The 25,258-nt window shown below is 70.6% G+C and carries 26 protein-coding genes; 1 reads left to right on the top strand and 25 read right to left on the bottom strand.

The window, feature by feature from the left end; translation table 11 throughout:
• Position 1 precedes the first annotated feature (1 nt).
• From lpxB to JNK30_RS02105, 21 genes are all read right to left on the bottom strand, one after another.
• Positions 2 to 1,162 (bottom strand): lipid-A-disaccharide synthase, encoded by a 1,161-nt coding sequence (gene lpxB / locus JNK30_RS02205; RefSeq protein WP_293479736.1) that lies wholly within the window; start codon positions 1,160 to 1,162, stop codon positions 2 to 4.
• Complete coding sequence (locus tag JNK30_RS02200; protein ID WP_293479734.1) at positions 1,159 to 2,001, bottom strand: LpxI family protein; 843 nt, start codon at positions 1,999 to 2,001, stop codon at positions 1,159 to 1,161. The genes lpxB and JNK30_RS02200 overlap by 4 nt, the downstream gene beginning before the upstream one ends.
• Positions 2,002 to 2,799, bottom strand: a complete 798-nt coding sequence (lpxA, locus tag JNK30_RS02195) for an acyl-ACP--UDP-N-acetylglucosamine O-acyltransferase (RefSeq protein ID WP_293479733.1) — start codon at positions 2,797 to 2,799, stop codon at positions 2,002 to 2,004.
• A gap of 4 nt (positions 2,800 to 2,803) precedes the next feature.
• Positions 2,804 to 3,274, bottom strand: coding sequence for a 3-hydroxyacyl-ACP dehydratase FabZ (fabZ, locus tag JNK30_RS02190; protein ID WP_293479731.1), 471 nt, complete (start codon positions 3,272 to 3,274; stop codon positions 2,804 to 2,806).
• Positions 3,271 to 4,287, bottom strand: a complete 1,017-nt coding sequence (gene lpxD / locus JNK30_RS02185) for a UDP-3-O-(3-hydroxymyristoyl)glucosamine N-acyltransferase (RefSeq protein WP_293479730.1) — start codon at positions 4,285 to 4,287, stop codon at positions 3,271 to 3,273. The genes fabZ and lpxD overlap by 4 nt, the downstream gene beginning before the upstream one ends.
• Before the next feature lie 35 nt (positions 4,288 to 4,322).
• Positions 4,323 to 4,988: an OmpH family outer membrane protein gene (locus JNK30_RS02180; protein ID WP_293479728.1), complete on the bottom strand. Its 666-nt coding sequence runs from the start codon at positions 4,986 to 4,988 to the stop codon at positions 4,323 to 4,325.
• Between the two features lie 6 nt (positions 4,989 to 4,994).
• A complete protein-coding gene (gene bamA, locus JNK30_RS02175; protein WP_293479894.1) occupies positions 4,995 to 7,379 on the bottom strand; it encodes an outer membrane protein assembly factor BamA in 2,385 nt (794 codons plus the stop codon).
• 84 nt (positions 7,380 to 7,463) lie between these two features.
• Positions 7,464 to 8,678, bottom strand: coding sequence for an RIP metalloprotease RseP (gene rseP, locus JNK30_RS02170; protein ID WP_293479726.1), 1,215 nt, complete (start codon positions 8,676 to 8,678; stop codon positions 7,464 to 7,466).
• A gap of 9 nt (positions 8,679 to 8,687) precedes the next feature.
• On the bottom strand, positions 8,688 to 9,884 hold the full coding sequence (dxr, locus tag JNK30_RS02165) for a 1-deoxy-D-xylulose-5-phosphate reductoisomerase (RefSeq protein ID WP_293479724.1): 1,197 nt from the start codon (positions 9,882 to 9,884) through the stop codon (positions 8,688 to 8,690).
• Positions 9,869 to 10,693 carry a CDP-archaeol synthase gene (locus JNK30_RS02160; protein ID WP_293479722.1) on the bottom strand — a complete coding sequence of 275 codons (825 nt, stop codon included), beginning with the start codon at positions 10,691 to 10,693 and terminating at the stop codon, positions 9,869 to 9,871. Before JNK30_RS02160 ends, dxr begins: the two co-directional genes overlap by 16 nt.
• The gene (gene uppS, locus JNK30_RS02155) at positions 10,671 to 11,441 is read right to left on the bottom strand and encodes a polyprenyl diphosphate synthase (RefSeq protein ID WP_293479720.1); all 771 of its coding nucleotides are present in this window, start codon (positions 11,439 to 11,441) and stop codon (positions 10,671 to 10,673) included. The genes JNK30_RS02160 and uppS overlap by 23 nt, the downstream gene beginning before the upstream one ends.
• Positions 11,442 to 11,467: 26 nt before the next feature.
• Entirely contained in the window at positions 11,468 to 12,034 is a 567-nt protein-coding gene (frr, locus tag JNK30_RS02150) for a ribosome recycling factor (protein ID WP_293479718.1), read from the bottom strand.
• Between the two features lie 42 nt (positions 12,035 to 12,076).
• Positions 12,077 to 12,796, bottom strand: a complete 720-nt coding sequence (gene pyrH, locus JNK30_RS02145) for a UMP kinase (RefSeq protein ID WP_293479716.1) — start codon at positions 12,794 to 12,796, stop codon at positions 12,077 to 12,079.
• A 95-nt stretch (positions 12,797 to 12,891) separates the two neighbouring features.
• Entirely contained in the window at positions 12,892 to 13,824 is a 933-nt protein-coding gene (tsf, locus tag JNK30_RS02140; RefSeq protein WP_293479714.1) for a translation elongation factor Ts, read from the bottom strand.
• 86 nt (positions 13,825 to 13,910) lie between these two features.
• Entirely contained in the window at positions 13,911 to 14,813 is a 903-nt protein-coding gene (gene rpsB, locus JNK30_RS02135) for a 30S ribosomal protein S2 (RefSeq protein WP_293479712.1), read from the bottom strand.
• A gap of 194 nt (positions 14,814 to 15,007) precedes the next feature.
• Positions 15,008 to 15,340: a hypothetical protein gene (locus JNK30_RS02130; protein ID WP_293479710.1), complete on the bottom strand. Its 333-nt coding sequence runs from the start codon at positions 15,338 to 15,340 to the stop codon at positions 15,008 to 15,010.
• Positions 15,341 to 15,515: 175 nt separating this feature from the next.
• Positions 15,516 to 18,947, bottom strand: a complete 3,432-nt coding sequence (gene dnaE / locus JNK30_RS02125; protein WP_293479708.1) for a DNA polymerase III subunit alpha — start codon at positions 18,945 to 18,947, stop codon at positions 15,516 to 15,518.
• Positions 18,948 to 18,973: 26 nt separating this feature from the next.
• Entirely contained in the window at positions 18,974 to 19,066 is a 93-nt protein-coding gene (gene sidA, locus JNK30_RS02120) for a cell division inhibitor SidA (RefSeq protein WP_293479706.1), read from the bottom strand.
• 109 nt (positions 19,067 to 19,175) lie between these two features.
• Entirely contained in the window at positions 19,176 to 19,922 is a 747-nt protein-coding gene (locus JNK30_RS02115) for a transporter (protein ID WP_293479704.1), read from the bottom strand.
• A gap of 52 nt (positions 19,923 to 19,974) precedes the next feature.
• A complete protein-coding gene (locus JNK30_RS02110; protein ID WP_293479702.1) occupies positions 19,975 to 20,658 on the bottom strand; it encodes a hypothetical protein in 684 nt (227 codons plus the stop codon).
• Positions 20,655 to 21,167 carry an RNA polymerase sigma factor gene (locus JNK30_RS02105; protein ID WP_293479700.1) on the bottom strand — a complete coding sequence of 171 codons (513 nt, stop codon included), beginning with the start codon at positions 21,165 to 21,167 and terminating at the stop codon, positions 20,655 to 20,657. The genes JNK30_RS02110 and JNK30_RS02105 overlap by 4 nt, the downstream gene beginning before the upstream one ends.
• A gap of 236 nt (positions 21,168 to 21,403) precedes the next feature.
• Between JNK30_RS02105 and JNK30_RS02100 the strand changes: the two genes are divergently transcribed.
• A complete protein-coding gene (locus JNK30_RS02100) occupies positions 21,404 to 22,534 on the top strand; it encodes a S8 family serine peptidase (RefSeq protein WP_293479698.1) in 1,131 nt (376 codons plus the stop codon).
• A gap of 59 nt (positions 22,535 to 22,593) precedes the next feature.
• On the opposite strand, the gene JNK30_RS02095 is transcribed toward JNK30_RS02100, so the two are convergent.
• The 4 genes from JNK30_RS02095 to JNK30_RS02080 form a co-directional block, all read right to left on the bottom strand.
• Positions 22,594 to 22,923, bottom strand: coding sequence for a hypothetical protein (locus tag JNK30_RS02095; RefSeq protein WP_293479696.1), 330 nt, complete (start codon positions 22,921 to 22,923; stop codon positions 22,594 to 22,596).
• A gap of 64 nt (positions 22,924 to 22,987) precedes the next feature.
• Entirely contained in the window at positions 22,988 to 23,677 is a 690-nt protein-coding gene (locus JNK30_RS02090) for an ABC transporter ATP-binding protein (protein ID WP_293479694.1), read from the bottom strand.
• Positions 23,670 to 24,905, bottom strand: a complete 1,236-nt coding sequence (locus JNK30_RS02085) for a lipoprotein-releasing ABC transporter permease subunit (RefSeq protein WP_293479892.1) — start codon at positions 24,903 to 24,905, stop codon at positions 23,670 to 23,672. The genes JNK30_RS02090 and JNK30_RS02085 overlap by 8 nt, the downstream gene beginning before the upstream one ends.
• Positions 24,906 to 24,961: 56 nt before the next feature.
• On the bottom strand, positions 24,962 to 25,258 hold a 297-nt coding region (locus tag JNK30_RS02080), incomplete at its 5' end, for a His/Gly/Thr/Pro-type tRNA ligase C-terminal domain-containing protein (protein ID WP_293479692.1).

Genomic DNA, 25,258 nt, shown 5'->3' with positions numbered 1-25,258 from the left:
GTCAGCCCAGCAGGCTCAGGACCGCGTCGGCGGCGGCGTCGCTGGGGTCCGGCCCGCCCCGCCCCATCTTCAGCAGCGCCGCATTCTGCCGCTCGACCTGCATCCTGCGCAGGGCGGGATCGTCGAGCCGTCGCGCGACCTCCGCCGCCAGGGCCGGGCCGTTGCAGTCCGCCTGGATCATTTCCGGGGCGACGAAATCCTGCGCCGCGATGTTGAAGAGGGTGACGTAATTCGTGCGGATGAGACGCTTCAGGATGGCGTAGGTCAGCGGCGCCAGGCGATAGGCCACCACCATCGGGCAGCCCGCCAACGCCAGTTCCGTCGTGACCGTGCCCGAGCAGGCCAGCGCCACCGTCGCGGCCTTCATGGCGTCCCGCTTGGCGGCCTCGCCCTCGACCACGTGCGCGCGGCCAGGCCAGAGGGCGACACGGGCCTTCACCGCGTCCGCGACCGTCGGCGCGGCCGGGACGACGACGTGCAGGTCGGGCCGCTCGGCCAGCAGCCGGGCCACGGCGTCCTCGAACGCCGGCATCACCCGCTCGATCTCGGACGGACGGCTGCCCGGGAGCACCAGCAGGATCGGATCGTCCGGCACGGCGCCGATCGCGTTCCGCAGCCGCGACGGATCGGCGGCGGAAAACGCGATGGCCAGGGTCGAGTCACCCACGAACACCGTCCTCAGGCCCTCGCGCTCGAAGGCCGGCGCGTCGAACGTGTGGATGGTCAGCAGGAGGTCGAACCACTGCGCCGCGGTCCTCGCCCGGCCAGGGCGCGAGGCCCACACCTGCGGAGCCACGTACTTCACGAGGGGGAGTCCCGGCTGCTGGCGGCGCAGGCGCTGGGCCACGCGCAGGGTGAAGCCCCAGGAGTCCACCAGCACCGCGACATCCGGCCGCTCCCGCACCGCCAGGGCGGCGGTCTCGTCGGCGCGACGCACCACCCTCGGATAGGCCAGGAGGCCCTCCGTCAGGCCGAAGATCGACAGTTCGGAGATGTCGAAGGGACTGTCCAGCCCCTCGGCGGCCATCCTCTGCCCGCCCACGCCCACGAACCGGACCGCGCCGTCCAGCCGGCGCTTCAGCGCCCGCATGAGCCCCGCGGCGCGGTCGTCGCCCGACGCCTCGGCCGCCACCAGCATGATCGTGAGCGGCCGCGCGGTCATGGCGCCTGCGCCGGCTCCACGCCCAGGATGAAGACGCCCAGGTCGTCGGCGAGCGCGATCACCTGCTCGCGGTCCAGGACCAGCAGCCGGCCCGCCTCGCCCACGATCCCCGCCAGGCCTGCGCGCGCGACGCCGTGAATGGTGGCGAGCCCGATCGTGGGCAGGTCGACCCGCGTCTCCTGGATCGGCTTCGGCGCCTTGGCGAGGACGCCCGCCCCGGCGCCCGGCCGGCCCCTGAGGTGCGCCGGCAGGTCCGCCACGCGGGCGAGCATGGCGTCGGTTCCCTCCTGCGCCTCGACGGCGAGCACGAGCCCGTGGGCCACCACGGCGGCCTGGCCGACATCGAGCCGCCCGACGGCCCGGGCCACCTCGACAGCGCGTTGCGCATCGGCCAGGTCGGCCTCGCCGGCCGTCACCCGGCCCAGGTAGCCGGCCGGCAGGGTCAGGTCGTCCATGACCTCGTGGGCGCCCTCGACACGGAAGCCTTCCCGCTCGAACTCGCCCACCAGGAGGCGCAGCAGCGCGTCGTCGCCCTTGCGCGCGGCGGCGACCGCGCGCGGCAGCAGCATGAGGCCGCGCAGGTCCGGCACGAGGCTCGCGAAGTCCGGCCGGGCCACGTTTCCCGCCAGGCAGACCGACTCACAGCCCGCGCGCTTCAGGGCCTTCAGGCACTTGCCCAGCTCGGCCAGCCCAACCTCGGCCCCGGCGTAGTCCGCCAGGTCCCCGCCGGCGAAGCCCTTCAGGCGGACGACGAAGAACGGACGTCCGGAACGTTCGCAGTGCTGGGCGATCTCCACCGGCAGGCCTCCGCCGCCGGCGATGAGGCCGAGCTTCTGCACCTAGAGTTCCCGCTCCGGCAGGCAGAGCGGCCGGTTCGCGTCGGCGCGGATGAAGTCGATGATCTCCATCACCGGCGGCGAATGCCCGAAGGCGGCGGCGGTGTCGTCGATCCGCTCCTGGAAGGTCCCTTCCTCGGCGAACAGCAGCCGGTAGGCCGAGCGCAGGGTGCTCACGGTGTCGCGGTCGAAGTTGCGCCGCTTCAGCCCCACGAGGTTGAGGCCTTCGAGGTGGGCGTGGTTGCCCCACACCATGCCGTACGGGATCACGTCCTTGGTCACCGCCGCAAGCCCGCCGACGAAGGCGTAGCGTCCCACGCGGCAGAACTGGTGCACCGCCGCCAGCCCGCTCACCGTGACGAAGTCGCCCACGATCGTGTGCCCGCCCAGCGTCGCGCCGTGCGCCAGCACCACATTGTCGCCGACCACGCAGTCGTGGCCGATGTGGCTGGTGGCCATGAAGAAGCCGTCGTCGCCGACGCGCGTCACGCCGTCCCCGCCGGGCGCCCCGATGTGCATCGTGACGTGTTCCCAGATGCGGTTCCGGTCACCGATGACCAGTTCCGTGGGCTCGCCCTTGTAGCCCGTGTGGTGCGGCGGCCCGCCGAGGTTGGCGAAGTTGCGGACCGAGCAGTCCGCGCCGATCGTGGTGCGGTTCTCGATCACCACATGGGCCAGGATCTGGGTGCGCGGTCCCACGCGGACGTGCTCGCCCACGATCGAATAGGGGCCGACGGTGACGCCGTCGGCCAGTTCGGCGCCTGCGGCGACGATGGCGGTCGGATGGATCTCTACGGCCAAGCGGTCAGGTCTCCACCACCATGGCGGCGAACTCGGCCTCGGCGGCGACCCTGCCGTCGACCTTGGCCTCGCCGGCGAACTTGAAGACGTCGCCCCGGTGCCGGACCACGCGCACGTGCATCCGCACGACGTCGCCCGGCCGGACGGGCGCCCGGAAGCGGCAGTTGTCGGCGCTCATGAAGAAGATGGCCTTGCCCTCGGTGTCGACCTCGAGCGACTTGGACATCAGCACCGCGCCGGTCTGCGCCATGGCCTCGATCAGCAGCACGCCGGGCATCACCGGATAGTCGGGGAAGTGGCCCTGGAAGAAGGGCTCGTTCACCGTCACGCACTTGATGCCGACGATGCTCTCGTTCTGCTTGTACTCCTCGCACCGGTCGACGAGCAGGAACGGGAACCGGTGGGGTATCCGCTCCAGCACCTCGGTGATGTCGATCTTCGTCGGGTCGCTGCCCGCGGGCGCCTTGCGCGTCATTGTGGTCCCCTCCCCCCTCGGCTGGCCATCCGGGCCAACCAGGCCGTCTCCTTCAGCCAGTGCCGGATCGGGCGCGCCGGCATGCCGCCCCAGGTTTCGCCGGCCGGAATGTCCTTCATCACGCCCGCCGCCGCGCCGACGCGGGCGCCGGTCCCGATGACCACGTGGTCGGCCACACCGGCGCGGCCGCCGAACTGGGCTCCGTCCCCGATGGTGACACTGCCCGAGATTCCCGTGTGGGCCGCCATCACGCAGTTGCGACCCACGCGCACGTTGTGAGCAATCTGAACCAGGTTGTCGATCTTGGTGTTCTCGCCGATGACCGTGTCGTCGTAGGCGCCCCGATCGATGGTGCTGTTGGCGCCGATCGAGACGCCGTCCTGGATGATGACGCGCCCCAGCTGCGGGATGTCGATCAGCCCCTTGGGGCCTGCCGTCGCGCCGAAGCCGGGCTCGCCGATCGTCGCCCCGGCGAGGATCTTCACCCGGTCGCCGACGAGCGCGAAGCCGATGGTGACGTTCGGACCGATGTCGCAGTCGCGGCCGATGGCGACCCCCGGGCCGATGACGGTGTTGGCCCCGATGCGCGTCCCGCGGCCGATCTGGGCCGCCGGCCCGACCACGACCCCCGGACCCAGCACGACGTCGCGCTCGACCAGGGCGTCCGGTGCGATCGTCTGCGCGCCCCCGCCCCTGGCCCGGTGCAGCCTGGCCGCCGCGAGGGCGTAGGCGCCCTGCGGGTTCGGCGCGGTCAGCACGGCGCAGCCGGCGGGCGCCAGCGCTTCCGCGCCCTTGGGCAGCACGCAGGCGGCCGGACGCGCGCGCGCCAGCTCCGCGGCATAGCGCCGATCGGACAGGAAGGTGATCGTGTCGGGCCCCGCGTGGGACAGCACCGCCACCCGCGCGATCATGCGCTCGCCGTCGGCCGGATCGGCAAGCTCGGCCCCCGCAAGCGCGGCCAGTTCGCCCAGCCGGACGGGTCCCAGGTCCTCGAAGAAGCGCGGGTCGGGCATTTCGCCGCTATAGGCCAGTTCGACCCGCGCGTCTGCTATCGCGCCGGCGCGGCCGCTGGACGCGCGGCGCCCGGGGTCGCTTGCTGGTCAAGCCGCTCGCGATCGAAGGTGAACTGGGTGATCTTCCCGTTCAGCGCGGTCACCACCTGCGGGGTGATGTCGGTCGTCGGGTTGGCCAGCACGATCACCTGGCGGTTGAAGAGCATGCCGCAGCCCTTGGCCTGGTAGGCCTGGCGGATCAGCGGCTCCATCTCCTCGCCCACGCGGTTGATGGCCTTCTGCTGGGTGAGCTGCAGCTCGTTCTCACGCTGCTGGCGCTTGCGCGCGAAGGCGTTGGCCTTCACCTGCACGGCGGCGGCGCGCTGCTCGAAGGTGTTCTGGTCGATCGAGGCGCGCTGGGCGTCGATCTGCTTGGCCTCGTTGTCGATGGCCGTGCCTTCCGACTGCAGCTCGGCGTTCACCTGGGCGGCCAGCTGCTGCATGCGCGTCTGCACGTACTTGCCGACCGTCGAGTTGGCGAGCACGCCTTCCGGCGAGACGACGCAGAGGCCGGCGGGCGCCGCGCCGTGGGTCACCTGCGGGGCCGCAGCCGCCGGAGCCGGCGTGGCCGGACGGGCGGGCTGTTGCTGGGCCGCAGCCGAGGATGCCGTGATCGCGAGAGCCGCAGCGGCGCTCGTCACGGCGAAGGTCTTGAAGGTCATGATTTCCTAGAACCTGGTTGAAGTGGAGAACCGGAAGAGTTCCTTCCTGTCGTAGTCTTCCTTGGCCAAAATTCGGCTGAAGTCGAAGCGGATCGGGCCCATGGGCGACTTCCAGAAGACGCTCACGCCCGCGGAGGCGCGAAGCGACAGGTCGTCGCGGATACAGACGTTGCGCGTGCCCGGCACCGCGGGGTTGTTGATGAACTTGGTCGGGTCCGCCGGATCGGGGATGCTCGGCTGCAGGCAGTCGAGGTCGCCCGGCTGGTAGGTCTTGTCGCGCTTGTCGAGCTTGCCCAGCGTGCCGACGTCGGTGAACAGGGCCGCCTTGATCCCGTACTGCTCGGGCAGGAAGGTGGGGACGGTCAGCTCGAAGGTGCCGATCGCATAGGCCTTGCCGCCGAGCGCGTCCGCCCTCTGGAGCGAGATGTCCCGCGGGCCGATGCCGGCGGTCTCGAAGCCGCGGAACGTCAGGCCGCCCTTGTAGTAGCGGTCGTTGATGCGCACGTCGTCGCCGGCCCAGCCCAGCACATAGCCCGCCGATCCGGTCACCGAGAAGATGAAGTCCTTGGTGAAGCCGTGGAACCAGGCCGCCTCGATGTCGGTGCGCACGTAGTTCACGTCGCCGCCCAGGCCCGCGAGGTCCTGGTTGAAGTCGATGTAGAAGCCGCGCGTCGGGTTCAGGTAGTCGTTGCGACGATCGAGGCGGGCCCCATAGCCCACCAGCGAGGTCAGGCGCTTGCCGATCTGGCTGCAGAGCGCGGTCGAGAGCACCTGTCCCTGCGTCGGGTCGCAGAAGAAGCCGTCGAGGTCGATGTCTTCCTGCCGCAGTACGTAGCGGACGGCCCCGCGGCTATCGATGCTGAGCGGGAAGTTGCCGCGCAGGGTGAAGCCGACGGTCGACGTCTTGTAGGCCGAGAAGTCCGAGTAATCGAGGCGGTAGGCGTAGAGGTCCACGCCCGCCGCCAGGTCGCGTCCCAGGAACCGGGGCTCGGTGAAGCCGAGGTCGATCTGCTGGCGGAGGGAGCCCACCGAAATGCGCGCCCGCACGTCCTGCCCGCGGCCGCGGAAGTTGCGCTGTGTCACGCCGAGGTCCAGCACGAGCTGGTCCACGGACGAGTAGCCCGCGGAGAACGAGAGCTCGCCGGTCGGCTGCTCCTCGACCTTCACCTGGATCGCCGTGCGGTCGGGGGCCGAGCCCGGGACCTCGGTGATGTCCACTTCCTTGAAGAAGCCCAGGGCGCGGATCTGCCGCTTCGAGCGGTCGACCAGGGCGCGGTTGTAGGCGTCGCCCTCCACCACGCTCATCTCGCGCCGGATGACGTAGTCCAGCGTCTGGGTGTTGCCGACGATGTCAATGCGGTCGACGTAGACCCGCGGGCCCTCGTTCACCTCGAAGGTGACGTCGACGACGCCCTTGGCGCGGTCGGGGGTGTAGCGCGGACGCACGTCCACGAAGGCGAAGCCGGCGGCGCCGGCGGCGAAGGTCAGCGCGTCGGTCGCTTGCTCGATCGCCTCGTCCTGGTAGGTCGTGCCCGACCGTATCGGCACCAGGGCCTCGAGCACGGTCTTGTCCAGCTTCTGCAGCGTGGTCTGCACCTGCAGCTTGCCGAACCGGTAGCGGGGGCCTTCGTCGACCGTGTAGGTCACCACGAAGCCGTTCTTGTCCGGCGCGAGCTCGGCGACGGCCGACGACACCCGGAAGTCGTAGTAGCCGCGGTTGCGGTAGTGCTTGCGCAGCTGCTCCTTGTCGTACTCGAGCCGGTCCGGATCGTAGTTCGCGTTGTTCGAGAAGAACTTGTACCAGCGGCTCTCCTCGGTCACGACCACGTCGCGCAGGTCGTTGTCGCTGAAGGCCTTGTTGCCCAGGAAGTTGACCGAGAGGATGCCGCTCTTCGGGCCTTCGTCGATCTTGAAGATCAGGTCGACCCGCTTCTGCGGCAGCTCGATGATCTGCGGCTCGACCGTGGCCGAGATGCGGCCCGAGCGGCGATAGAGTTCGACGATCCGCTGGACGTCCCCCTGCGCCTTGGCGCGCGTGAAGATCCCCCGCGGGCGGACGGTCACCTCGTCGCGGAGCTTGTCTTCCTTGAGCCCCTTGTTCCCTTCGAAGATCACGCGGTTGATGATCGGGTTCTCGACGACGGTGACGATCAGGTCGCCGTTCTGGAAATCGACCTTCACGTCGGCGAACAGGTCGGTGCGGAACAGCGCCTTCAGCGCCAGGTCCATCTTCGCCGAATCGACCATCTCACCCGGCTGCACCGGGAGGTAGGAGACGACGGTCGACTGCTCGATCCGCTCGTTGCCCTGCACCAGGATCCGCTGGACGACGCCGCCCTGCTGCTGCTGCGCGGCGGCGACGCCGGGCGCAACGACGGCCGCTGTCCCCATGAGCAAGGCAAGGCTCGTGGCGAGCGCGGCGCAAGGTACGCGGTTTTGATGCATCGAATCAGCCGTTTGAGGGGACGATCGGGCTCAGGAGAATAGCCCGCCGAACAGATTGAACACACGCAGGCGCTGCAAGTCGTTCCAGGTGGCGAACAACATCAAACCGAGAACCAGTGCAAGACCCACACGGTATCCTGCAGCCTGAACCTTGGCGGCAAGAGGGCGCCGCGCGATCGCCTCGTAGGCGTAGAACAGGAGATGGCCCCCGTCGAGCACCGGCACGGGCAGCAGGTTCATGAACCCGATGCTGACGGAGATCAGCGCCACCAGCTGGACGAGACCGAATGCGGCGGCCGCGACCATCGCGCCGATGTCGGTGTGCCCTTCCGCGCTCACGGAGGTGACCTTCTTGGTGACGTCGGCGATTCCCAGGGGGCCGCGCAGTTCGTCCGCGCTCACCTGGCCGGTGATCATGCGTCCGAGATAGTAGACCGTGGTCTCGAGCACCCCCCAGGTCTTGGCCACGCCCGCGCCGATCGCCTCGATCGGCCCGTAGCGCACGCGCACGTAGTCGTCGGCGCCCTGGGCCGGCGTGATGCCGATGGCGCCGACCCGGCGCTCGCCCGAGATCCGGTCTTCCTTCACCTGCCAACGGGGCGTCGCGGTGAGCACCAGCCGCTCCTCGCCGCGCATGACGCCGAAGGTGGTCGGCACGCCGCCGCGGACCTCGATCGCCTGGACGATCTGGCTGAAGCTCGTCATCTCGCGGCCGTTGACGGCCACGATGCGGTCGCCCGGCCGGAAGCCCGCCGCCGCCGCCGGACTGCCGGGGGCGATGGTCTCGGCCCGGAACGGCAGGACCATGTCGCCGAGGCTGGCCAGGATCGTGGCGAAGATGGCGATGGCGAGCAGGAAGTTCGCCGTGGGACCTGCAGCGACGATCACCGCGCGCTGCCAGATCGGCTTGAAGTGGAAGTATCGGTCGATCTCGGCGCCGCGCCCGGCTTCGACCAGTTCGCGCCGCATCGAGGCGAGGTCGTCCGCGTCGGGGATCGAGGCGGCGTTGTCGTCACCCGAGAAGCGGACGTAGCCCCCGATCGGCAGCCAGCCGATACGCCAGTCGACGCCGTCCTTGTCCTTCCAGTGCGCGATGGCCGATCCGAAGCCGATGGAGAAGCGGTCGATCTTGGTGCCCAGCCACTTGGCGGCCAGGTAGTGCCCGAGCTCGTGAACCGTCACCACCACGCCCAGCACCAGCAGGAAGGGAACGACGGTCAGCAGGACGCTCTGCAGGATCTGCATGAAGGCTCCTCAGGCCGCGGCGAGGTCGTGGACGACCTCATCCGCCACGCGGCGGGCGGCCGCATCGGTTTCGCGCGCGCTCTCCACCGCGTCGTTCAGGGCGGAGAAGTCGTTGGTTCGGTCCATGCGCTCCAGCGTTTCCGCAACGACGTTCGGGATATCCAGAAAGGCGATGCGTCGGTCAAGGAAAGCCGACACCGCGCGTTCGTTGGCCGCATTCATCGCGGCCGGCGCCTGGCCGCCCGTCGCCAGCGCCTGCTTGGCGATGGAAAGCGCCGGAAATTTGTCCGGGTCCGGATGCTGGAAGGTCAGCGGGCCCGCCGTGACGAGGTCCAGCTTGGGGGCCGGCCACGGCAGACGGTCGGGCCAGGCGAAGGCGCAGGCGATCGGCGGGCGCATGTCGGGCGGGCCGAGCTGCGCCAGGGTCGAGCCGTCCGCGTACTCCACCAGTGAGTGGATGATCTGTTCCGGATGCACCAGGACCTCGATGCGTTCGGCCGGCATCGAGAACAGGTACGCCGCCTCGATCACCTCCAGCCCCTTGTTCATCATTGTGGCCGAGTCGACCGAGATCTTGGCGCCCATCGAGAAGTTCGGGTGGGCGATGGCCCGTTCGGGCGTCGCGGCGGCCATCTCCTCGCGGGTCGCGTTCCGGAACGGTCCGCCCGACGAGGTCAGGATCAGGCGCGAGACCTGGGCCGCGACGGCCGGGTCCAGAACCTGGAAGATCGCCGAGTGCTCGGAATCCACCGGAACGACGGCCCCGCCCGCCAGCTTCGCGGTGCGCAGCAGGGACGGCCCGGCGCAGACCAGGCTCTCCTTGTTGGCCAGCGCGATCACCGCCCCGGCCTTCGCGGCGGCCAGCGTGGGCGCGAGCCCGGCGAACCCGACGATGGCGGACATCACCCACTGGGCGTCGGCCGCGGCGGCGTCCCGGACGGCCGCGGCGCCGCCGGCGGTCTCGATCCCGGAGCCCTTCAGCCGCTCGCGCAGTTCGGGCAGCGCGCCCTCGTCCTCGATGACCGCGATGCGCGGCCGCCAGCGAAGCGCCTGCTCCGCCAGCCGCGTGGCGTTGCGGCCCGCGGCCAGGGCGACCATCTCGACCTCGACCTGCGCCTGCTCGAACAGGTCCAGCGTCGAGAGGCCGATCGAGCCTGTGGATCCCAGGATGCTGACCTTGCGCGGCAGGCTCAATGCCACCCCCACTGGTTGGCGAGCCGGGCCAGCGCCATGACCACCACGGCGAACATCAGGCCGTCGACGCGATCCAAAAGGCCGCCGTGGCCCGGGATGAGGTCGCCCGAGTCCTTCACGCCGAAGCGCCGCTTGATCGCCGACTCCCAGAGGTCCCCGGCCATGGTGGCCAGCCCCACGGCGAGGCCCACGAAGGCGGCCGCGAGCAGGTTCAGACGGAAGGCCGGCAAGGCCGCCATCATGGCGCCGACCGCCGTGGCCGCCAGCAGGCCGCCCACGAAGCCGGACCACGTCTTGTTCGGCGAGAAGCGCGGCCAGAGCTTCGGCCCCTTGAGCGCGCTGCCCACGAGGAACGCCCCGATGTCGGCGGCCCAGGTGGCGGCGAACAGCATCATCACCCACCAGTGTCCCTGATCGGTCTGACGCAGCCAGACGAGGCACAGGGCGGCGGGCGCGATGTAGAGGACCCCGTAGGCGGCGTCCGCCGGCCGCTCTGCGACCCCCCGGGCCACGACGGCCGCGCCCGCGGCGGTGAGCAGGATCGCGCCCCAGGCCCACGCGAAGTCCCCGCGGTAACCCACGAAAACACTGATGAGAACAGCCGCGGCCACGACCGCGGCCACGCGGGTGGGCGACACCGGCGCGCTCATACCGCCCCACTCGATGGCCAGCAGCGCGACCCCGATGGCGATCATCACCAGATAGGGCCAGCCGCCGAACCAGACGGCCGCGACCACGGCAGGCGCCAGCACCACGGCCGACGCCGCGCGCAGGCCGAGGTTCGACCAGTCGAACCGCTTAGCCGGCGGCGAGGACGTCATCGGATGCGATTGCGCCATAGCGCCGATCCCGGGCCGCGAATTCCGCGAGCGCCGCCTCAAGATGCTCCTGCCCATAGTCGGGCCAAAGCACGTCCTGGAACACGAGTTCCGCGTAGGCCGCTTCCCAGAGCAGGAAGTTGGAGAGCCGCTGCTCGCCCGACGGCCGCACGATCAGGTCCGGCGGCGGCGAGTCGGCGGTCGCCAGCAGGCCGGCGAAGACCGCCTCGTTCATCTCCGAGGGTTGCCGGCGGCCCGCGGCGACGTCCTCCGCGAACCGGCGCGCGGCGTCGGCGATGTCGGTCTGGCTGCCGTAGTTGAAGGCGATGTTGAGGTTGAAGACGGTGTTGTGGGCGGTCCGCGCCTGGGCGTCCTCGAGCAGGCGCACCAGTTCGTCCGACAGGCCTTCGCGCCGCCCGATGACGCGGACCCTCACGCCCTCGCGCTCGAGCCGGGCGAGATCGCTCTCGAAGTAGCGCTTGGGCAACGCCATCAGTTCGGCGACCTCGGCCGCGGGTCGGCTCCAGTTCTCGGTGGAAAAGCCGAAGACCGTCAGCCAGCCGATGCCGAGCTTCGGGGCGGCCGACACGGTGCGGCGAAGCGCCTCCACGCCCGCGCGATGGCCGAGCGGCCGCGGCAGGCCGCGCTGCTTGGCCCAGCGGCCGTTGCCGTCCATGACGACCGCCACGTGCAGGGGCCGCGCCCCGTCCTGGGGAACGCCCGCGTTCGAAGAGATCTCGGCGGCAGCCATGGGGTGGACGCTATCCTGCACGCGGGTCAGACGTGCATGATCTCCTGTTCTTTTGTTTTCAAGGCTTCGTCGATGCGCTTGATCGCCTCGTCGGTGATCTTCTGGACCTCGGTCTCGAAGCGCTTCTCCTCGTCCTGGCTGATGACGCCGTCCTTCTGGGCCTTCCGGCAGTCCTCGTTGGCGTCGCGGCGCACGTTGCGGACGGCGATGCGCTGCTGCTCGGCGTACTTGCCCGCGATCTTGGCGAGGTCCTTGCGCCGCTCCTCCGTGAGCGGCGGGATCGGCAGGCGCAGCGTCTGGCCGTCCACCACCGGGTTGAGGCCCAGGTCGGAGGCGCGGATCGCCTTCTCCACCGAGACGACCAGGCCGCGGTCCCACACGTTGATGGTGATCATCCGCGGCTCGGGCACGCTGATCGCGCCGACCTGGTTGAGCGGCACGTTCGAGCCGTAGGCCTCGACGTGGATCTGATCCAGCAGGCTCGCCGACGCGCGGCCGGTGCGAAGCGACCCGAACTCGTCCTTGAGGGCCGCGACAGCCTTGTCCATGCGGGCCTTGTAGTTGGAAAGCACAGGCTTTTCGGCGGTGGCCATCTAGGCGTCTCCGTATTCGGGTCTTGGGGCCGACTTTAGCGGCTAGGCGATGGTCGTGAAGACGCCTTCGCCGTTGAGGACTTTCAGCAGGTTCCCGCGTTCGCGGATGTTGAACACCACGATCGGAATCTTGTTGTCCCGCATCAGCGACACCGCCGAGGCGTCCATGACCTTGAGGTCCTTGGCCAGTACGTCGGTGTAGCTGAGGGTCTGGTAGCGTTCGGCCTTGGGATCCTTCTTGGGATCGGCCGTGTACACGCCGTCCACGCTGGTGCCCTTGAACAGCGCCTCGCAGCCCATCTCGGCGGCGCGCAGCGCCGCGCCCGAGTCGGTGGTGAAGAACGGCGCGCCGACGCCGGCGGCGAAGATCACCACACGGCCCTTCTCCAGGTGCCTCAGCGCGCGGCGCCGGATGTAGGGTTCGCAGACCGCCTCCATCGGGATCGCCGACTGGACGCGGGTGAAGACGCCGATCTTCTCGAGCGCGGCCTGAACCGCCAGGGCGTTCATCACGGTGGCCAGCATGCCCATGTAGTCGGCGCTGGCCCGCTCCATGCCGGCCTCCGCCAGGGCCGCGCCGCGGAAGATGTTCCCGCCGCCCACCACGACGCACACCTCCACGCCGGCGCGCGCCACCTGGGCGATTTCCTCGGCCACGGCGCCCAGCGTCTTCGGGTCGATCCCGAAGCTGTCGCCGCCGACGCCGGCCTCCCCGGAGAGCTTCAGGAGGATGCGTTTGTAGCGCGGCTTGGCAAAGGCCATCGGCGGAGAATCCTCGGAAAGCTGGGCGAACATACAGCAAGGGCGCGGCGCGTCGACCGCACCGCGCCCCTGGGAGTCTCGATGATCCGACGCCGTTAGGCGCCGGCGCTCATCGACGCGACCTCGGCCGCGAAATCATCTGCCTTCTTCTCCACGCCCTCACCGAGGGCGAAGCGCACGAAGGCCTTCAGGGCCACCGGCGAACCGGTTTCCTTCGCGGTTTCCGCCACGAGCTGCTCGACCGTCTGGTCGGGGTTCATGACGAAGGGTTGCTTCAGGAGGACGACCTCCTCCTGCCACTTGCGGATCCGGCCCTCGACCATCTTCTCGGCGATCTCGCGGGGCTTGCCCGACTCCATCGCGGTCTGGGTCTGGATCTCACGCTCCTTGGCCACGACCTCGGGGTCGAGTTCGTCGGACGAGAGGGCGAGCGGAGCCGTGGCCGCCACGTGCATGGCGATCTTGCGGCCGACGTCCTGCAGCTTCGCAGCGTCGCCGGCGCCTTCCATGGCCACGAGCACGCCCATGCGGGCGACGCCGTCGCCCTGCACGTTGTGCAGGTAGAGCGCGACGGCCCCCTGCGAGACCGACAGCTTGGCCGAACGGCGCAGCTGCATGTTCTCGCCGATGGTCGCGATCAGGTTCGTGATCGTGTCCTGCACGACTTCGCCGTTGGCCGCCTTGGCGTTGCGGATCGCGTCCACGTCGCCGTCGACGGTCAGGGCCACGTCCGCGAAGTCGCGGGCCGCGTCCTGGAACTTGTCGTTCTTCGACACGAAGTCGGTCTCGGCGTTGAACTCGACCAGCACGCCGGTCTTGCCGTCGGCGCTGATCTTGCCCGCCACCAGGCCCTCGGCGGCCGCGCGGTCAGCCTTCTTGGCCGCCTTGGCCAGGCCCTTGGTGCGCAGCCAGTCCATCGACGCTTCGATGTCGCCGTTGTTCTCCTGCAGCGCCTTCTTGCAGTCCATCATGCCGGCGCCGGATTTCTCGCGCAGGTCCTTGACCAGCGCAGCGGTGATTTCCGCCATGGTCAGCTCCTCATAAGTTCAGGGACCGGCGGCCCCAGGTGGAGGCCGCCGCACGTCAATTCGGGTGGGGCTGGCGCGCGAACGCGTCAGCCGGCTTGTTCTTCGCTCGCCGCGCCGGCGCCGCCTTCAGCCGTCTCGGCCGCCGCGGCGGTGGTATCGGGCTCGCCCGACATCTCCGCTTCCAGCGCCGCCGCTTCGGCCGGGGCGACCTCAGGCTCGGCCGCCGGCTTCGGGGCCGCGCGCGAGAGCGCAGGCTCGATCGGGGCTTCCGAAGCGCCCAGGTCGACGCCCGACGCCGCCTGCCCGGCCGCCAGGCCGTCCAGGATCGCGTCGGCCATCAGGTCGCAGTACAGCTGGATGGCGCGGGCCGCGTCGTCGTTGCCCGGGATCGGATAGGTGATGCCGTCCGGATTGCAGTTGGTGTCCAGGATGGCGATCACCGGGATGTTCAGCTTCCGGGCTTCCTGGATCGCGATCGCTTCCTTGTTGGTGTCGATCACGAACATCAGGTCGGGAATGCCGCCCATGTCCTTGATGCCGCCCAGGCTCAGCTCGAGCTTGTCGCGCTCGCGCGTCAGCTGCAGCAGTTCCTTCTTCGAACGGCCCTGGCCCTCGCCCGACACCAGCGCGTCGGTCTCGCGCAGGCGCGCGATCGAACCCGACACGGTGCGCCAGTTGGTGAGCGTGCCGCCCAGCCAGCGGTGGTTCACGTAGTACTGGGCGCAGCGCTTGGCCGCCGTCGCGATCGGCTCCGAAGCCTGGCGCTTCGTGCCCACGAACAGGATGCGGCCGCCGCCGGCGGCGACTTCGCGCACCTTCACCAGCGCCTGGTGCAGCAGCGGGATCGACTGCGACAGGTCGATGATGTGGATGTTGGAGCGCGAACCGAAGATGTACTTGTCCATCTTCGGGTTCCAGCGGTGCGTCTGGTGGCCGAAGTGGGCGCCGGCCTCGAGCAGCTGGCGCATGGAGAATTCAGGCAGAGCCATCGTCTGTAACTCGTCTTTCTTCCGGTTGGACCGCCGCGGGCAACCTCTCCTGGGAGAGACCGGAACGGACAGGACGGGATGTCTCCCCGCCTGGCCCGCACACCCGCGTGTGGATTGGAGCGGCGCATGTAGTTGGAAACCGGCAGAAATGCAAGCCGGGGCGGCCTGACGCTGTCCGACCGACCGCGCGGCGGTTACCGACGGCCGCAGGCGTTCACGTAGACGCTGATCTCGCAAGGCTCCGAGCGCGACGCTCCATAGGGCGTGCTGTAGACCGAGCGCCCGCTGAAGGGCCTGTACGGTTCGAAACCCGGCGTCTGCGGCGACTCAGGCGCGCCGTAGCGCCTGGGCGAGGTCGACGACGGCGCAGGCTGTTGCGGCAGGTAGCTCTTCGGCTTGTACGTCTCGTACGACCCCGGCGAGCCGAACGTCGCCCCCGGGCGTTGGCCAGGCGAGAACGTTCCCTGGGCCGCCGCCGGGCCGGCGATCAACGCCGCCGCGAGGATGATCGCAGATTGCCGCTTCATCGGATGACGCCTCCCCGTCGTCTGAAGAGAAGCAGCCGCGGCTGGGGCGGGCAACGGACCCAACAGTATGAACGCGCCTGCCCTCAGGCCCAGGTCGCCATGACCCTGCGGCGAGGCGACGCCGCCCGGACCGCGCCGAGCCGCAGGTCGTCGCAGCCGCTCGCCGGCCTCGGGTTCAGAGATCCTCGACGAACACCACGCCGGGGGCCGTCTTCAGGGCGCCGCGGACGGCGCCGTCCAGGGTGAAGCGGCCCGGCAGCCGGAGCTCCACCTCGCGGTTTCCCTCCAGCCGCGCCGTCAGGACCACTTCGCCGCCGCGACCGTTCGAGACGCCCAGCCGCTTCTTGATCGCTTCGATCTCGGCGCTGTGGGGGGTGATGTGCACCCGCAGGCCCGCCACCACGTTCTCCACGGCCTTCTCCACCGGCTCCACATCGTCGCCGAAGAAGCGGACTTCGCCGTCGCTGGCCTTGGCCCGCACCCGGATGGACACGGCCTTGCCGGGCTCCAGCAGATCGCGGCACTTGCGCAGGCTCTCGGGCGGGAACAGCACCTCGTACTCGCCGGTGGGGTCGGAGAAGGTGACGAAGGCGAACTTCTCCCCGCTGCGCGAGGGCCGCTCCTGCTTGCGGCGGACCACGCCGGCCATGCGCAGGGCCTCGGCGCCGGCCACGGCCTTTGCGACCGCATCGGTGAGCAGGTCGGTGCGCTTGCGGCGCAGGGCCTCCACCATGTCGTCCAGCGGATGGCCCGAGAGGTAGAAGCCGACCGCCGCCAGTTCCTGATCCAGGCGCTCCGTCGGCGTCCAGGGCTCGGCCTTCGACAGCCTGGGCCGCTGGGCCTCGGCCTGATCGCCGCCGAACAGCGAGGCCTGGGCCGACTCCCGGTCGGCGGCGACGCTCTGCGCGTAGCCGATCAGGGTGTCGGCGGCTTCCACGAGCTGCGCCCGGTTCGGATGGATCGCATCGAAGGCGCCGGCGCGGGCAAGCGTCTCGAACGTGCGCTTGTTCACCTGCTTGGGATCGACCCGCTCGACGAAGTCGAAGATGTCGCGGAACGGGCCGCCCTCGCGGCGCACCTGGGCCACGTGCTCCATGGCCTGCAGACCCACGTTGCGGATCGCGCCCAGTGCGTACAGCACCTCGCCGCCCTCGACCTCGTAGTCGGCGGCCGACGTGTTCACGCAAGGCGGCCGGATCTTCACGCCGAAGCGCTTGGCGTCCTGGTAGAACACCGAGAGCTTGTCCGTGTTGGCGATGTCGAGGCTCATCGAAGCCGCGAAGAACTCGACCGGCGCGTTCGCCTTCAGCCAGGCCGTCTGATAGCTGACCACCGCATAGGCGGCCGCGTGCGACTTGTTGAAGCCGTAGCCCGCGAACTTGTCCACGAGGTCGAAGATCGCCCCGGACTGCGCCGCCGGGATGCCCTTGGCCTCGGCCCCCGAGATGAAGCGCGCACGCTGCGCCTCCATCTCCTCCTTCTTCTTCTTGCCCATCGCGCGGCGCAGCAGATCGGCTTCGCCGAGGCTGTAGCCGGCCAGGATCTGGGCGATCTGCATCACCTGTTCCTGGTAGACGATGATGCCGTAGGTCTCCTTCAGCACCCCCTCGAGCGTCGGGTGGAGGAAGTCGATCTCGCGCCGGCCGAACTTGCAGTCGATGAAGGCCGGGATGTTGTCCATGGGGCCGGGGCGATAGAGCGCGCCCACGGCGGTCACGTCCTCGATGCAGTTGGGCCGCAGCTGGCGCAGGGTGTCGCGCATGCCCTGCCCTTCCAGCTGGAAGACCCCCACCGTCTGGGCGTTGCTCATCAGCTCGTAGGTCTTCTCGTCGTCGAGCGGCAGCTTCGCCATGTCGACGGCCGCGCCGCGTTTCTCGAGGTACCTGAGCGCCCGGTCGATCACCGTGAGCGTCTTCAGCCCCAGGAAGTCGAACTTCACGAGGCCGGCGCTCTCGACCCACTTCATGTTGAACTGCGTGGCCGGCAGTTCGGACCTTGGGTCGCGGTAGAGCGGGGTCAGCTGGGTCAGCGGCCGGTCGCCGATGACCACCCCGGCGGCGTGCGTCGAGGCGTTCCGGTAGAGCCCCTCGAGCTGCAGCGCTATCTCCAGCAGGCGGGCCACGGCCTCGTCGCGCCGTCGCTCCTCCTGAAGCCGCGGCTCGATCTCGATGGCCTGCGCCAGCGTGACCGGATTGGCGGGGTTCGCCGGCACCATCTTGGCCAGGCGGTCGACCTGGCCCAGCGGCAGCTGCAGCACCCGGCCCACGTCGCGCAGCACGGCGCGCGCCTGCAAGGTTCCGAAGGTGATGATCTGGGCGACCTTGTCGCGCCCGTAGCGCTGCTGGACGTAGGCGATCACCTCCTCGCGCCGCTCCTGGCAGAAGTCGATGTCGAAGTCCGGCATCGACACCCGCTCGGGGTTCAGGAAGCGCTCGAACAGCAGCCCGTACTGGAGGGGATCCAGGTCGGTGATCGTCAGCGAATAGGCCACCAGCGAACCCGCGCCCGAGCCGCGGCCGGGCCCCACGGGGATCCCGCGCGCCTTCGCCCACTTGATGAAGTCCGAAACGATCAGGAAGTAGCCCGGGAAGCCCATCTGGGTGATCACCTGGATCTCCCGTTCCAGGCGGGCCTCGTACTCCTCGGGCGGCCGCACGTTGGCGCGGCCCGCCGCCATGCGGAGCTTCAGGCCCTCGCGCGCCTGCCGGGCCAGCTCATCGGCCTCGGAGACCTCCCCGCCCGTGAACCGCGGCAGCAGCGGGTCGCGCTTGTTGACCATGAAGGCGCAGCGGCGCGCGATATCCACCGTGTTGTCGCAGGCCTCGGGCAGGTCGGCGAAGAGCGTGCGCATCTCGGCCGCCGACTTGAACCCGTGCTCGGGCGTCACGCGCCGGCGCTCGTCCTGCCCGACGAAGCTGCCGTCGGCGATGCAGAGCAGCACGTCGTGCGCCGCGTAGGCCTGAGCGTTCTTGAAGTAGACGTCGTTCGTGGCGACGAGCGGCGCGTCCTCGTCGTACGCGAAGGCCACCAGCTCGGGCTCCGCGGCGGCCTCGGCCGGCGTCCCGTGCCGCTGGAGCTCGACGTAGAAGCGGTCGCCGAACGCCTCGTGCATCTCGCTCAGCGCCGCGCGTCCCTCCTTGACCTTCCCCGACGCGAAGAGGTGGTCCACCGGGCCGTCGGGGCCGCCCGACAGGAGGATCAGGCCCTCCGCGTGCCGCCGGACCTCGGCCCAGGGCACGTGCGGCTCGTCGCTGGCGTCGATGTCCAGGTACGCCTTGGACGAAAGCTCGCAGAGGTTCAGGTAGCCGGTCTCGTTCTGGGCGATCAGGACGACCGTCGGCGCCTTGGCCCAGCGCTCCGCCGGCGCCTCGCCCACGCCGCGGACCGGGAGCGCGCAGGCGATGATGGGCTGAACCCCCTCGCCCTTCGTGGCGACCGAGAACTCCAGGGCGCCGAAGAGGTTGGCCCGGTCGCACAGCGCCACCGCGGGCATGCCGTCGGCCTTGGCGAGCGCGCCGATCTTGTCGGCCTTGATGGCCCCCTCGAGGAGCGAATAGGCGGACCGGACCCGGAGGTGGACGAACCCTGCGCCGCCGCTCTCCCCCAAGGCCAACTCCCCCATTCGCATGGCGGTCAGCTCACCAGGCCGGCCACCGAGCAGACCAGCCACACAAAGCTCGCCACCGACGCAAAGGCCAGCGATTCCCGGGCCAGACGAACCATCATCCGCATCCTTCCTGTGTGGCGCCTGTGGAGAACCTGTGGGTGCGTTCCGGGTTCGTTCTTATTCTCCTTTTGTTCCAGACGTCAAGCCCGGCTGCCACAGGCCCTCGCGCTAGGGCGCCGCCGCGCCGAGCGCATGGCGCAGCGTCAGGCCGCCCCCAAAGTCACCGCTCTCGCGGCTGAGGCCCTTCCAGACCCGCACATCCGCCTGGAGGCGCGGGCCGAACGCGCGCCCCGCGAAGAGCGAGACAGTGGCCTGCGGCCCGAAGCCGTCCGCAAGCGGCTGAGTGTAGTCCATCGTTACGCCGGCCAGCGCGTCCGCCCCCAAGCGCCGACGGAGGGAAAACGCCAGGCTGAAGGGGTCCTTCCAGCCCGGCTCGCCGGTGATGCGGTAGCCGACGGACAACGCCACGGCGAAGGGCTCGGCGTCGTAGCCCGCCTCGCCGATGACGAAGACGTCCATCGATCCCGAGGAGAGGCCCTTCTCGCCATCGCCGGTCGGAAGGGTGGCCCCGCCGATGAGCGCCCACCACGCCGCGGCCGCGGGCGGCGGCCGGTACTCTGCCGAGATTGCGACGTCGGTGAAGCCGCTGCGCGGCTCGTCCGCGCCCGCCTGGCCGCGACGCCGCAGGGCGGAGGGGTCGAGCAACGCGACGTCAGCCGGTCCATCGATCCTGGCCCAGGCGGTCGACAGTCCCAGCGCCCACGCGCCGAAATCCGCAGAAAGGTTCACCGGCGCAAAGGTCGCCGTAGTCGTTTCGCCGAGACCGTAGTCACCCGCCTGCCACTCCAGACCGGCCGATAGGTCGAGGTCGGGGACCGCGAGCGCCGCGGCCATGACCAGCGCGACGGGGGCCATGACGTCCTCCAGGACAGTTGATCCTGGCCGGAAGACGCGGCGCCCGCCCGGTCTATTCCGACCAGCCTCTCCGGATCAGCCGAGCCTCGGCCGCGGCATCCAGCGGGGGCCCCGGCTGCAGCGCATCGACGGCGGCGGCCACGGCCGCCGGTTCCCCACCCGACGCCTGACCGAATCCGGCCGGCTCGGGACCTGCCGGCGCCAGCACGAGCACCTGCCACGTCTCCGCGGACCGGCAGGCCGCACCCTCCAGCACCGTTTCGCCGCGCCTGATCCGGAAGCCGCGGCAGGGGCGTCCGTCCGCGCCGATGACGGAGTAGAGAACCGCGATCGCCCGGCCGCCCCGCCTCGAGACCGCCCCACTGGGTGTCGCGTTCAGCGCGGCCTTCAGCGCGGGGCCCGCAGTCAAGTCGGGGGCGAGCGCGCTCCGACCGGCCATGAACGGCGCCGTCAGCAACGCGCCCACAGCGAGCCCCGCCACGCCGGCTACGGCCATCATCGGCCAACCGCCCGGCCCACGGCGGGCCGCAACTGCAGCCTTGGCCCGGTCCATGACGTCGACGGGCGGCGCGATGGCGTCCAGCGCGCCGGCGAGCCTCTGGCGCACCGCGCGAATGCGCTGCAGCCGCGCGACCGCATCGGGCTCCGTGGTGAGGGCGGCTTCCACGGCCGCCGCGCGGTCCGGCGGCAACTCCCCGTCGGCGAAGGCCATCAGGGTTTCATCGTCGAGGGTCACGGCGCCGCTCCTTGCACTTGTGCGTCCCCACGCCCCAGCAACAGGTTCGCCAGCGCCGCCCGCGCACGGGAGAGCCGGCTCATGACGGTCCCGATCGGCGCCTGCAGCGCGTCGGCCGCCTCCTGGTAGGAGTAGCCCTCCACAAGGATCAGCGCCGCCACCTCGCGCTGTCCCGGCGGCAGCGCCCGGAGCGCCCGCAGCGCCTCCTCGGCCTCGAGACGGACATGCGCCGCATCTTCTGTGGCGCTCGCGAGCAGAGACGGATCCACGGCGACGTCACGCACCCGGCGGCGCCGGAGCTGGTCGAGCCACAGGTTGCGCGCCACGCGGATGATCCATGCCTCCACGCTCCGCTGCACAGCCAGTTTCGGCTTGTTGGCCAGCGCGCGCTCCAACGCGGCCTGCGTCAGGTCGTCGGCGTCGGCCTGGCACCCCGTCAGGGCCCAGGCGAAGCGATGCAGCCGCGGAATCACCGCGGCGATCCGGGCGTCGATGTCGTCACGCCCCACCCGACTCGCTCCATGCTCGGCCGTCGGCCACAGGTTACCTCCGGAATAGAGTTCGACCCGCAGACGTCTTCGCGGGCGTGGTTATTCCCACCGGCCGACATGAGGGACGAAGCATGCGCTGGCGGATGGTACCGGCGATCGCGGCGATCGTTCTGGCGGCGGCGCCGGCGACGGGCCAGCGAGGCCCTGCCTCACGGCCGGCCGCGCCGATGCGCCCGTTGCCGGCGCCGACGCCGATGCGGCCGAGCGCGACGGATTCTATCGAGACGCTTCGCCGCCAGGCGGTCCGCCGGGAAGCGGCGGCCGCGGCCGAGGCGGCAGCGCTGCAGACCCGGGAGGTCCTGCGGCAGGAACGGGCAGTCATCGCGGCGACCTACGAGCGCGACCTCTCCGGCCGATGGCATCGCCGCGGGGAGATCGTCGTCGCCGCCGATCAGCCAGGCGCCGCGGAAGCGGCGCAGAAGCTTGGCCTGAAGGAGATTCGGCGCGAGGTCCTGCCGGCGGCCGGGCTCACGCTGCACACGTTCGCCGCGCCCGCCGGCATGAAGACCGAGGCCGCCTTCCTGGCGTTGAAGGCGGCCCGTCCGGACGACGCCGTCGACCTCAACTTCGTCTACGTCTTCCAGGCGGTCCGGACATCTCATGTCCACCCGCTGGTCCACGCCGATCCCGGCGCAGGCGCGGCCGGCCGGCTCGCCGCGGTCATCGACACAGCGCTTCCCGAGGGCGCTCCAGCGCTTGCCGGAGTCGCGCTTCGCGCCCGCAGGTTCGGGCCCGGGGTCGGTCGGCCCAGCGACCACGCCCTGGCCGTCGCGGCGGTGCTGGCCGACACTGCGGGCCGGGACGGGCTTGTCCTGCTCGCGGCGGATGTGTCCGAGCCGGGCCCCCTGCCCGGCGCGAGCGCCACGGCGATCGCCCAGGCGCTCGACTGGACGGCCAGCTATCGGGTCCAGGTGATCAACATCAGCCTCGCGGGACCGCCGAACGCCGCGATCGCGGCCGTGGTCCGACGGATCGCCGCGCGGGGCGTCGTGATCGTGGCCGCCGCGGGCAACGGGGGTCCTCGCGCCACGGCGCCGTTCCCGGCAGCCCTGCCCGAGGTGCTCGGGGTGACCGCCGTGGACTCGCGCCTTCGGATCTGGCGGCGGGCGACCCAGGGGTCACATGTGGACTTCGCCGCGCCTGGCGTGAAGATCCGGGCGGCGGGCGGCGAGTGGACCGGCACCTCGCTGGCCGCCCCGGTCGTGACGGGCCTGCTGCTTCGGCCGGGCGTGACGCCGGCGTCGCTGGCGCACCGCGCTCGCGACCTGGGCGATCCCGGCCGCGACCCCGTGTTCGGGCACGGCTACGTCGCGTCCCGGGAATAGAGATCGGCGGACGGCCCGGCCGGGAGCGGGCTGATCGAGGGCCGCCCGCCTACCGCGGTCTAGCCGCCGCGTCCGCCGCCGGCCTCGTCGCCGAACACCCGCCGGCACAGCGAGATTGGCGGGTTCGGGTCGTTGAAGCACGCATTTCGCAGCCGGTCGCGGAAGTGGTCGCCGCCGCGGTCTGCGCCGTCGCCACGACCAGGCCTGACTTCCCGTCGGTCCACGGGCATCGGGCGCCCGGGGCTTACGGCGGTGGGCCGCACGGTCGTGACCCGACCACCGGCGTCGGCGGTCGAGCCGGAACCGGACGTCGCCGTCTGCGCCTGGGCCGAGGCCGTCAGAGCAAGCCCGGCCACGGCGGCGAGCGCCAGCCTCTTGAGAACGGACATGAATGTCCTCCATCGCTTCGCCGCATCGAGCGCGGCTGGCGAGGAGACGCGCCGGACCGCGCTTCTATTCCGCCGACCAGGGTTCCAGATGCCCGTCGCGCAGGGCGAACACCCGGTCCATGTGGCGGGCGAGCTCGAAGTTGTGCGTGGCGACCAGGGCGGCCACGCCCTGGCTCCGGGCCAGGGCGTAGAGGCTGTCGAAGACCGCCGTCGAGGTCGTCGGGTCCAGGTTTCCGGTCGGCTCGTCCGCCAGCAGCAGGCGCGGCGCGTTGGCGAGCGCCCGGGCGACCGCCACGCGCTGCTGTTCGCCGCCGGAAAGCTGCGCGGGCTGGTGATGGGTGCGGTCGCCGAGGCCGAGGTCCGCGAGCAGCACGCGGGCCCTCTCCCGCGCGACCCGCTTGGGCGCGCCCGCGATCATCATCGGGATCGCCACGTTGTCCTCGGCCGAGAACTCGGGGAGCAGGTGGTGGAACTGGTAGACGAAGCCGATGGTGGCCAGCCGCACGCGCGTGCGCTCGCGCTCGTTCAGGTTCGAGCAGTCCGCGCCCAGCACGGCGATGCGCCCGGCGTCCGGGCGCTCCAGCAGGCCCGCTGCGTGGAGAAGGCTGGACTTGCCCGAGCCTGACGGCCCGACCAGCCCCACGATCTCGCCCGCCCGGAGATCGAGGTCGACGCCCTTCAGGACCGGCAGGGACCCCGCGCCGGTGACGTAGGTCCGCTCCAGGCCGCGGATCGACAGGACCACGTCATTCATAGCGAAGGGCCTCGACGGGATCGAGCTTGGACGCCCGCCACGCGGGGATGAGGCTCCAGAGACACGCCATGCTCAGGGAGAAGACCGAGATCCAGAACACCTCCAGCCAGTCCACCTTCGCGGGCAGGCGCGACAAGTAGTAGACGTCCGAGGCGAACACCTGGGCGCCCGTGGCCCACTCCACCAGCGACTGGATCGGGCCGATGTTCAGGGAGAAGAGCACGCCCAGCGCGACGCCCGCGACCGTGCCGGCCGCGCCGATGCTGGCGCCGATCATGAAGAAGATCCGCAGGACCGAACCGCGGCCCGCCCCCACGGTGCGCAGGATGGCCACGTCGCGGGTCTTGTTCTTCGCCAGCATGACGAGGCCCGAGATGATGTTCAGGGCCACGATGGCGATCACCACGCCGAGGATGATGCGCATCGCCGTCCGCTCGACCGCCAGCGCGCCCCAGAACGCCACGTCCCGTTGCGTCCAGTCGTTGACGATGGCCGCCGGCCCCGCCGCCTTGGTGATCGGCCCCCGCATGCGGGACGCGTGGTCCGGGTCGGTCACCTTGATCTCGATGGCGTCCGCCGTGTCCTCGCGGCCGAAGAACAGCTGAGCCTGGGCGAGCGGCATGTAGATGTAGGCCTGGTCGTACTGGCTCATGCCGACGCTGAAGGTGGCCCCCACCGTGTAGGGCTTCTGGAGCGGCGTCCCGCCGAACGCGGTCGCCCCGCCGGTCGGCGAAATGAGCGTCAGGGTGTCGCCAGGCGCGACGCCCAGCGACTGAGCGAGCCGGGCGCCGACCACGATCACGTCGCCGCCGTACTCACCCTTCCCGAACTCGCGCAGCGAGCCGGCCGTCAGCTGGCCCGAGACCAGCTTCGTCGCCTGCAGGTCCGCCAGGCTGATGCCACGCACCAGGGTTCCGGTGATCTGGCTGGGGCCGATGGCGATGGCCTGGGCCTCGATGATCGGCGCGGCCTGGACCACGCCGGGCACCTTGACGATGCGCGCCACCGCCCGGTCGCGCTCGGGGCCGTCGAGCACGCCGCCGGTCACGAACAGATGGCCCTGGAACCCGAGGATGCGGTTCAGCAGCTCGGACCGGAACCCGTTCATGATCGACATGATCGCGATCAGGCCCGCGACGGCGAGCATGATGCCCAGGAACGAGATGATGGAGATCAGGGACACGCCGCCCTGGCTGCGGCGCGCACGCAGGTAGCGCGCGGCGATCATCCGCTCCCAGGGCCCGAAGGGCGCTGCCCGCGCGCCGGTGACCCCGCGGGCGTCGGTCACGCCGTGATGGCCTGGAGCGCGGCGTCCAGCGGCAGGGTCTGCCGCTCGCCGGTCGCCCGGCGCTTCAGCTCCACGACGCCGTCCGCGACGCCCTTCGGCCCCACGATCAGCTGCCACGGGATGCCCACCAGATCGGTCGCGGCGAACTTCGCCCCCGGGCGGTCGTCCCGGTCGTCGTAGAGCGGGTCCACGCCCGCCGCCGTCAGCGCCTTGTAGGCCCGCTCGCAGACCTCGTCGCAGGCGCTGTCGCCGGCGCGCAGGTTGAGCACCGCCGCCCCGAAGGGCGCCACGCT

The organism is Phenylobacterium sp., assembly GCF_016793225.1.
Taxonomy (GTDB): Bacteria; Pseudomonadota; Alphaproteobacteria; order Caulobacterales; family Caulobacteraceae; genus Phenylobacterium.
Note: the sequence above shows the minus strand (reverse complement) of the source record. Positions and strands in the feature narration are given on the sequence as shown.

What these genes read in the sequence shown, in the direction of transcription:
- lpxB (WP_293479736.1), bottom strand. Translation starts at nt 1,162, where the DNA reads ATGACCGCGCGGCCGCTCACGATCATGCTGGTGGCGGCCGAGGCGTCG.
- fabZ (WP_293479731.1), bottom strand. Translation starts at nt 3,274, where the DNA reads ATGACGCGCAAGGCGCCCGCGGGCAGCGACCCGACGAAGATCGACATC.
- lpxD (WP_293479730.1), bottom strand. Translation starts at nt 4,287, where the DNA reads ATGCCCGACCCGCGCTTCTTCGAGGACCTGGGACCCGTCCGGCTGGGC.
- JNK30_RS02180 (WP_293479728.1), bottom strand. Translation starts at nt 4,988, where the DNA reads ATGACCTTCAAGACCTTCGCCGTGACGAGCGCCGCTGCGGCTCTCGCG.
- bamA (WP_293479894.1), bottom strand. Translation starts at nt 7,379, where the DNA reads ATGGGGACAGCGGCCGTCGTTGCGCCCGGCGTCGCCGCCGCGCAGCAG.
- rseP (WP_293479726.1), bottom strand. Translation starts at nt 8,678, where the DNA reads ATGCAGATCCTGCAGAGCGTCCTGCTGACCGTCGTTCCCTTCCTGCTG.
- JNK30_RS02160 (WP_293479722.1), bottom strand. Translation starts at nt 10,693, where the DNA reads ATGACGTCCTCGCCGCCGGCTAAGCGGTTCGACTGGTCGAACCTCGGC.
- uppS (WP_293479720.1), bottom strand. Translation starts at nt 11,441, where the DNA reads ATGGCTGCCGCCGAGATCTCTTCGAACGCGGGCGTTCCCCAGGACGGG.
- frr (WP_293479718.1), bottom strand. Translation starts at nt 12,034, where the DNA reads ATGGCCACCGCCGAAAAGCCTGTGCTTTCCAACTACAAGGCCCGCATG.
- pyrH (WP_293479716.1), bottom strand. Translation starts at nt 12,796, where the DNA reads ATGGCCTTTGCCAAGCCGCGCTACAAACGCATCCTCCTGAAGCTCTCC.
- tsf (WP_293479714.1), bottom strand. Translation starts at nt 13,824, where the DNA reads ATGGCGGAAATCACCGCTGCGCTGGTCAAGGACCTGCGCGAGAAATCC.
- rpsB (WP_293479712.1), bottom strand. Translation starts at nt 14,813, where the DNA reads ATGGCTCTGCCTGAATTCTCCATGCGCCAGCTGCTCGAGGCCGGCGCC.
- JNK30_RS02130 (WP_293479710.1), bottom strand. Translation starts at nt 15,340, where the DNA reads ATGAAGCGGCAATCTGCGATCATCCTCGCGGCGGCGTTGATCGCCGGC.
- sidA (WP_293479706.1), bottom strand. Translation starts at nt 19,066, where the DNA reads ATGATGGTTCGTCTGGCCCGGGAATCGCTGGCCTTTGCGTCGGTGGCG.
- JNK30_RS02115 (WP_293479704.1), bottom strand. Translation starts at nt 19,922, where the DNA reads ATGGCCCCCGTCGCGCTGGTCATGGCCGCGGCGCTCGCGGTCCCCGAC.
- JNK30_RS02100 (WP_293479698.1), top strand. Translation starts at nt 21,404, where the DNA reads ATGCGGCCGAGCGCGACGGATTCTATCGAGACGCTTCGCCGCCAGGCG.
- JNK30_RS02095 (WP_293479696.1), bottom strand. Translation starts at nt 22,923, where the DNA reads ATGTCCGTTCTCAAGAGGCTGGCGCTCGCCGCCGTGGCCGGGCTTGCT.
- JNK30_RS02090 (WP_293479694.1), bottom strand. Translation starts at nt 23,677, where the DNA reads ATGAATGACGTGGTCCTGTCGATCCGCGGCCTGGAGCGGACCTACGTC.
- JNK30_RS02085 (WP_293479892.1), bottom strand. Translation starts at nt 24,905, where the DNA reads ATGATCGCCGCGCGCTACCTGCGTGCGCGCCGCAGCCAGGGCGGCGTG.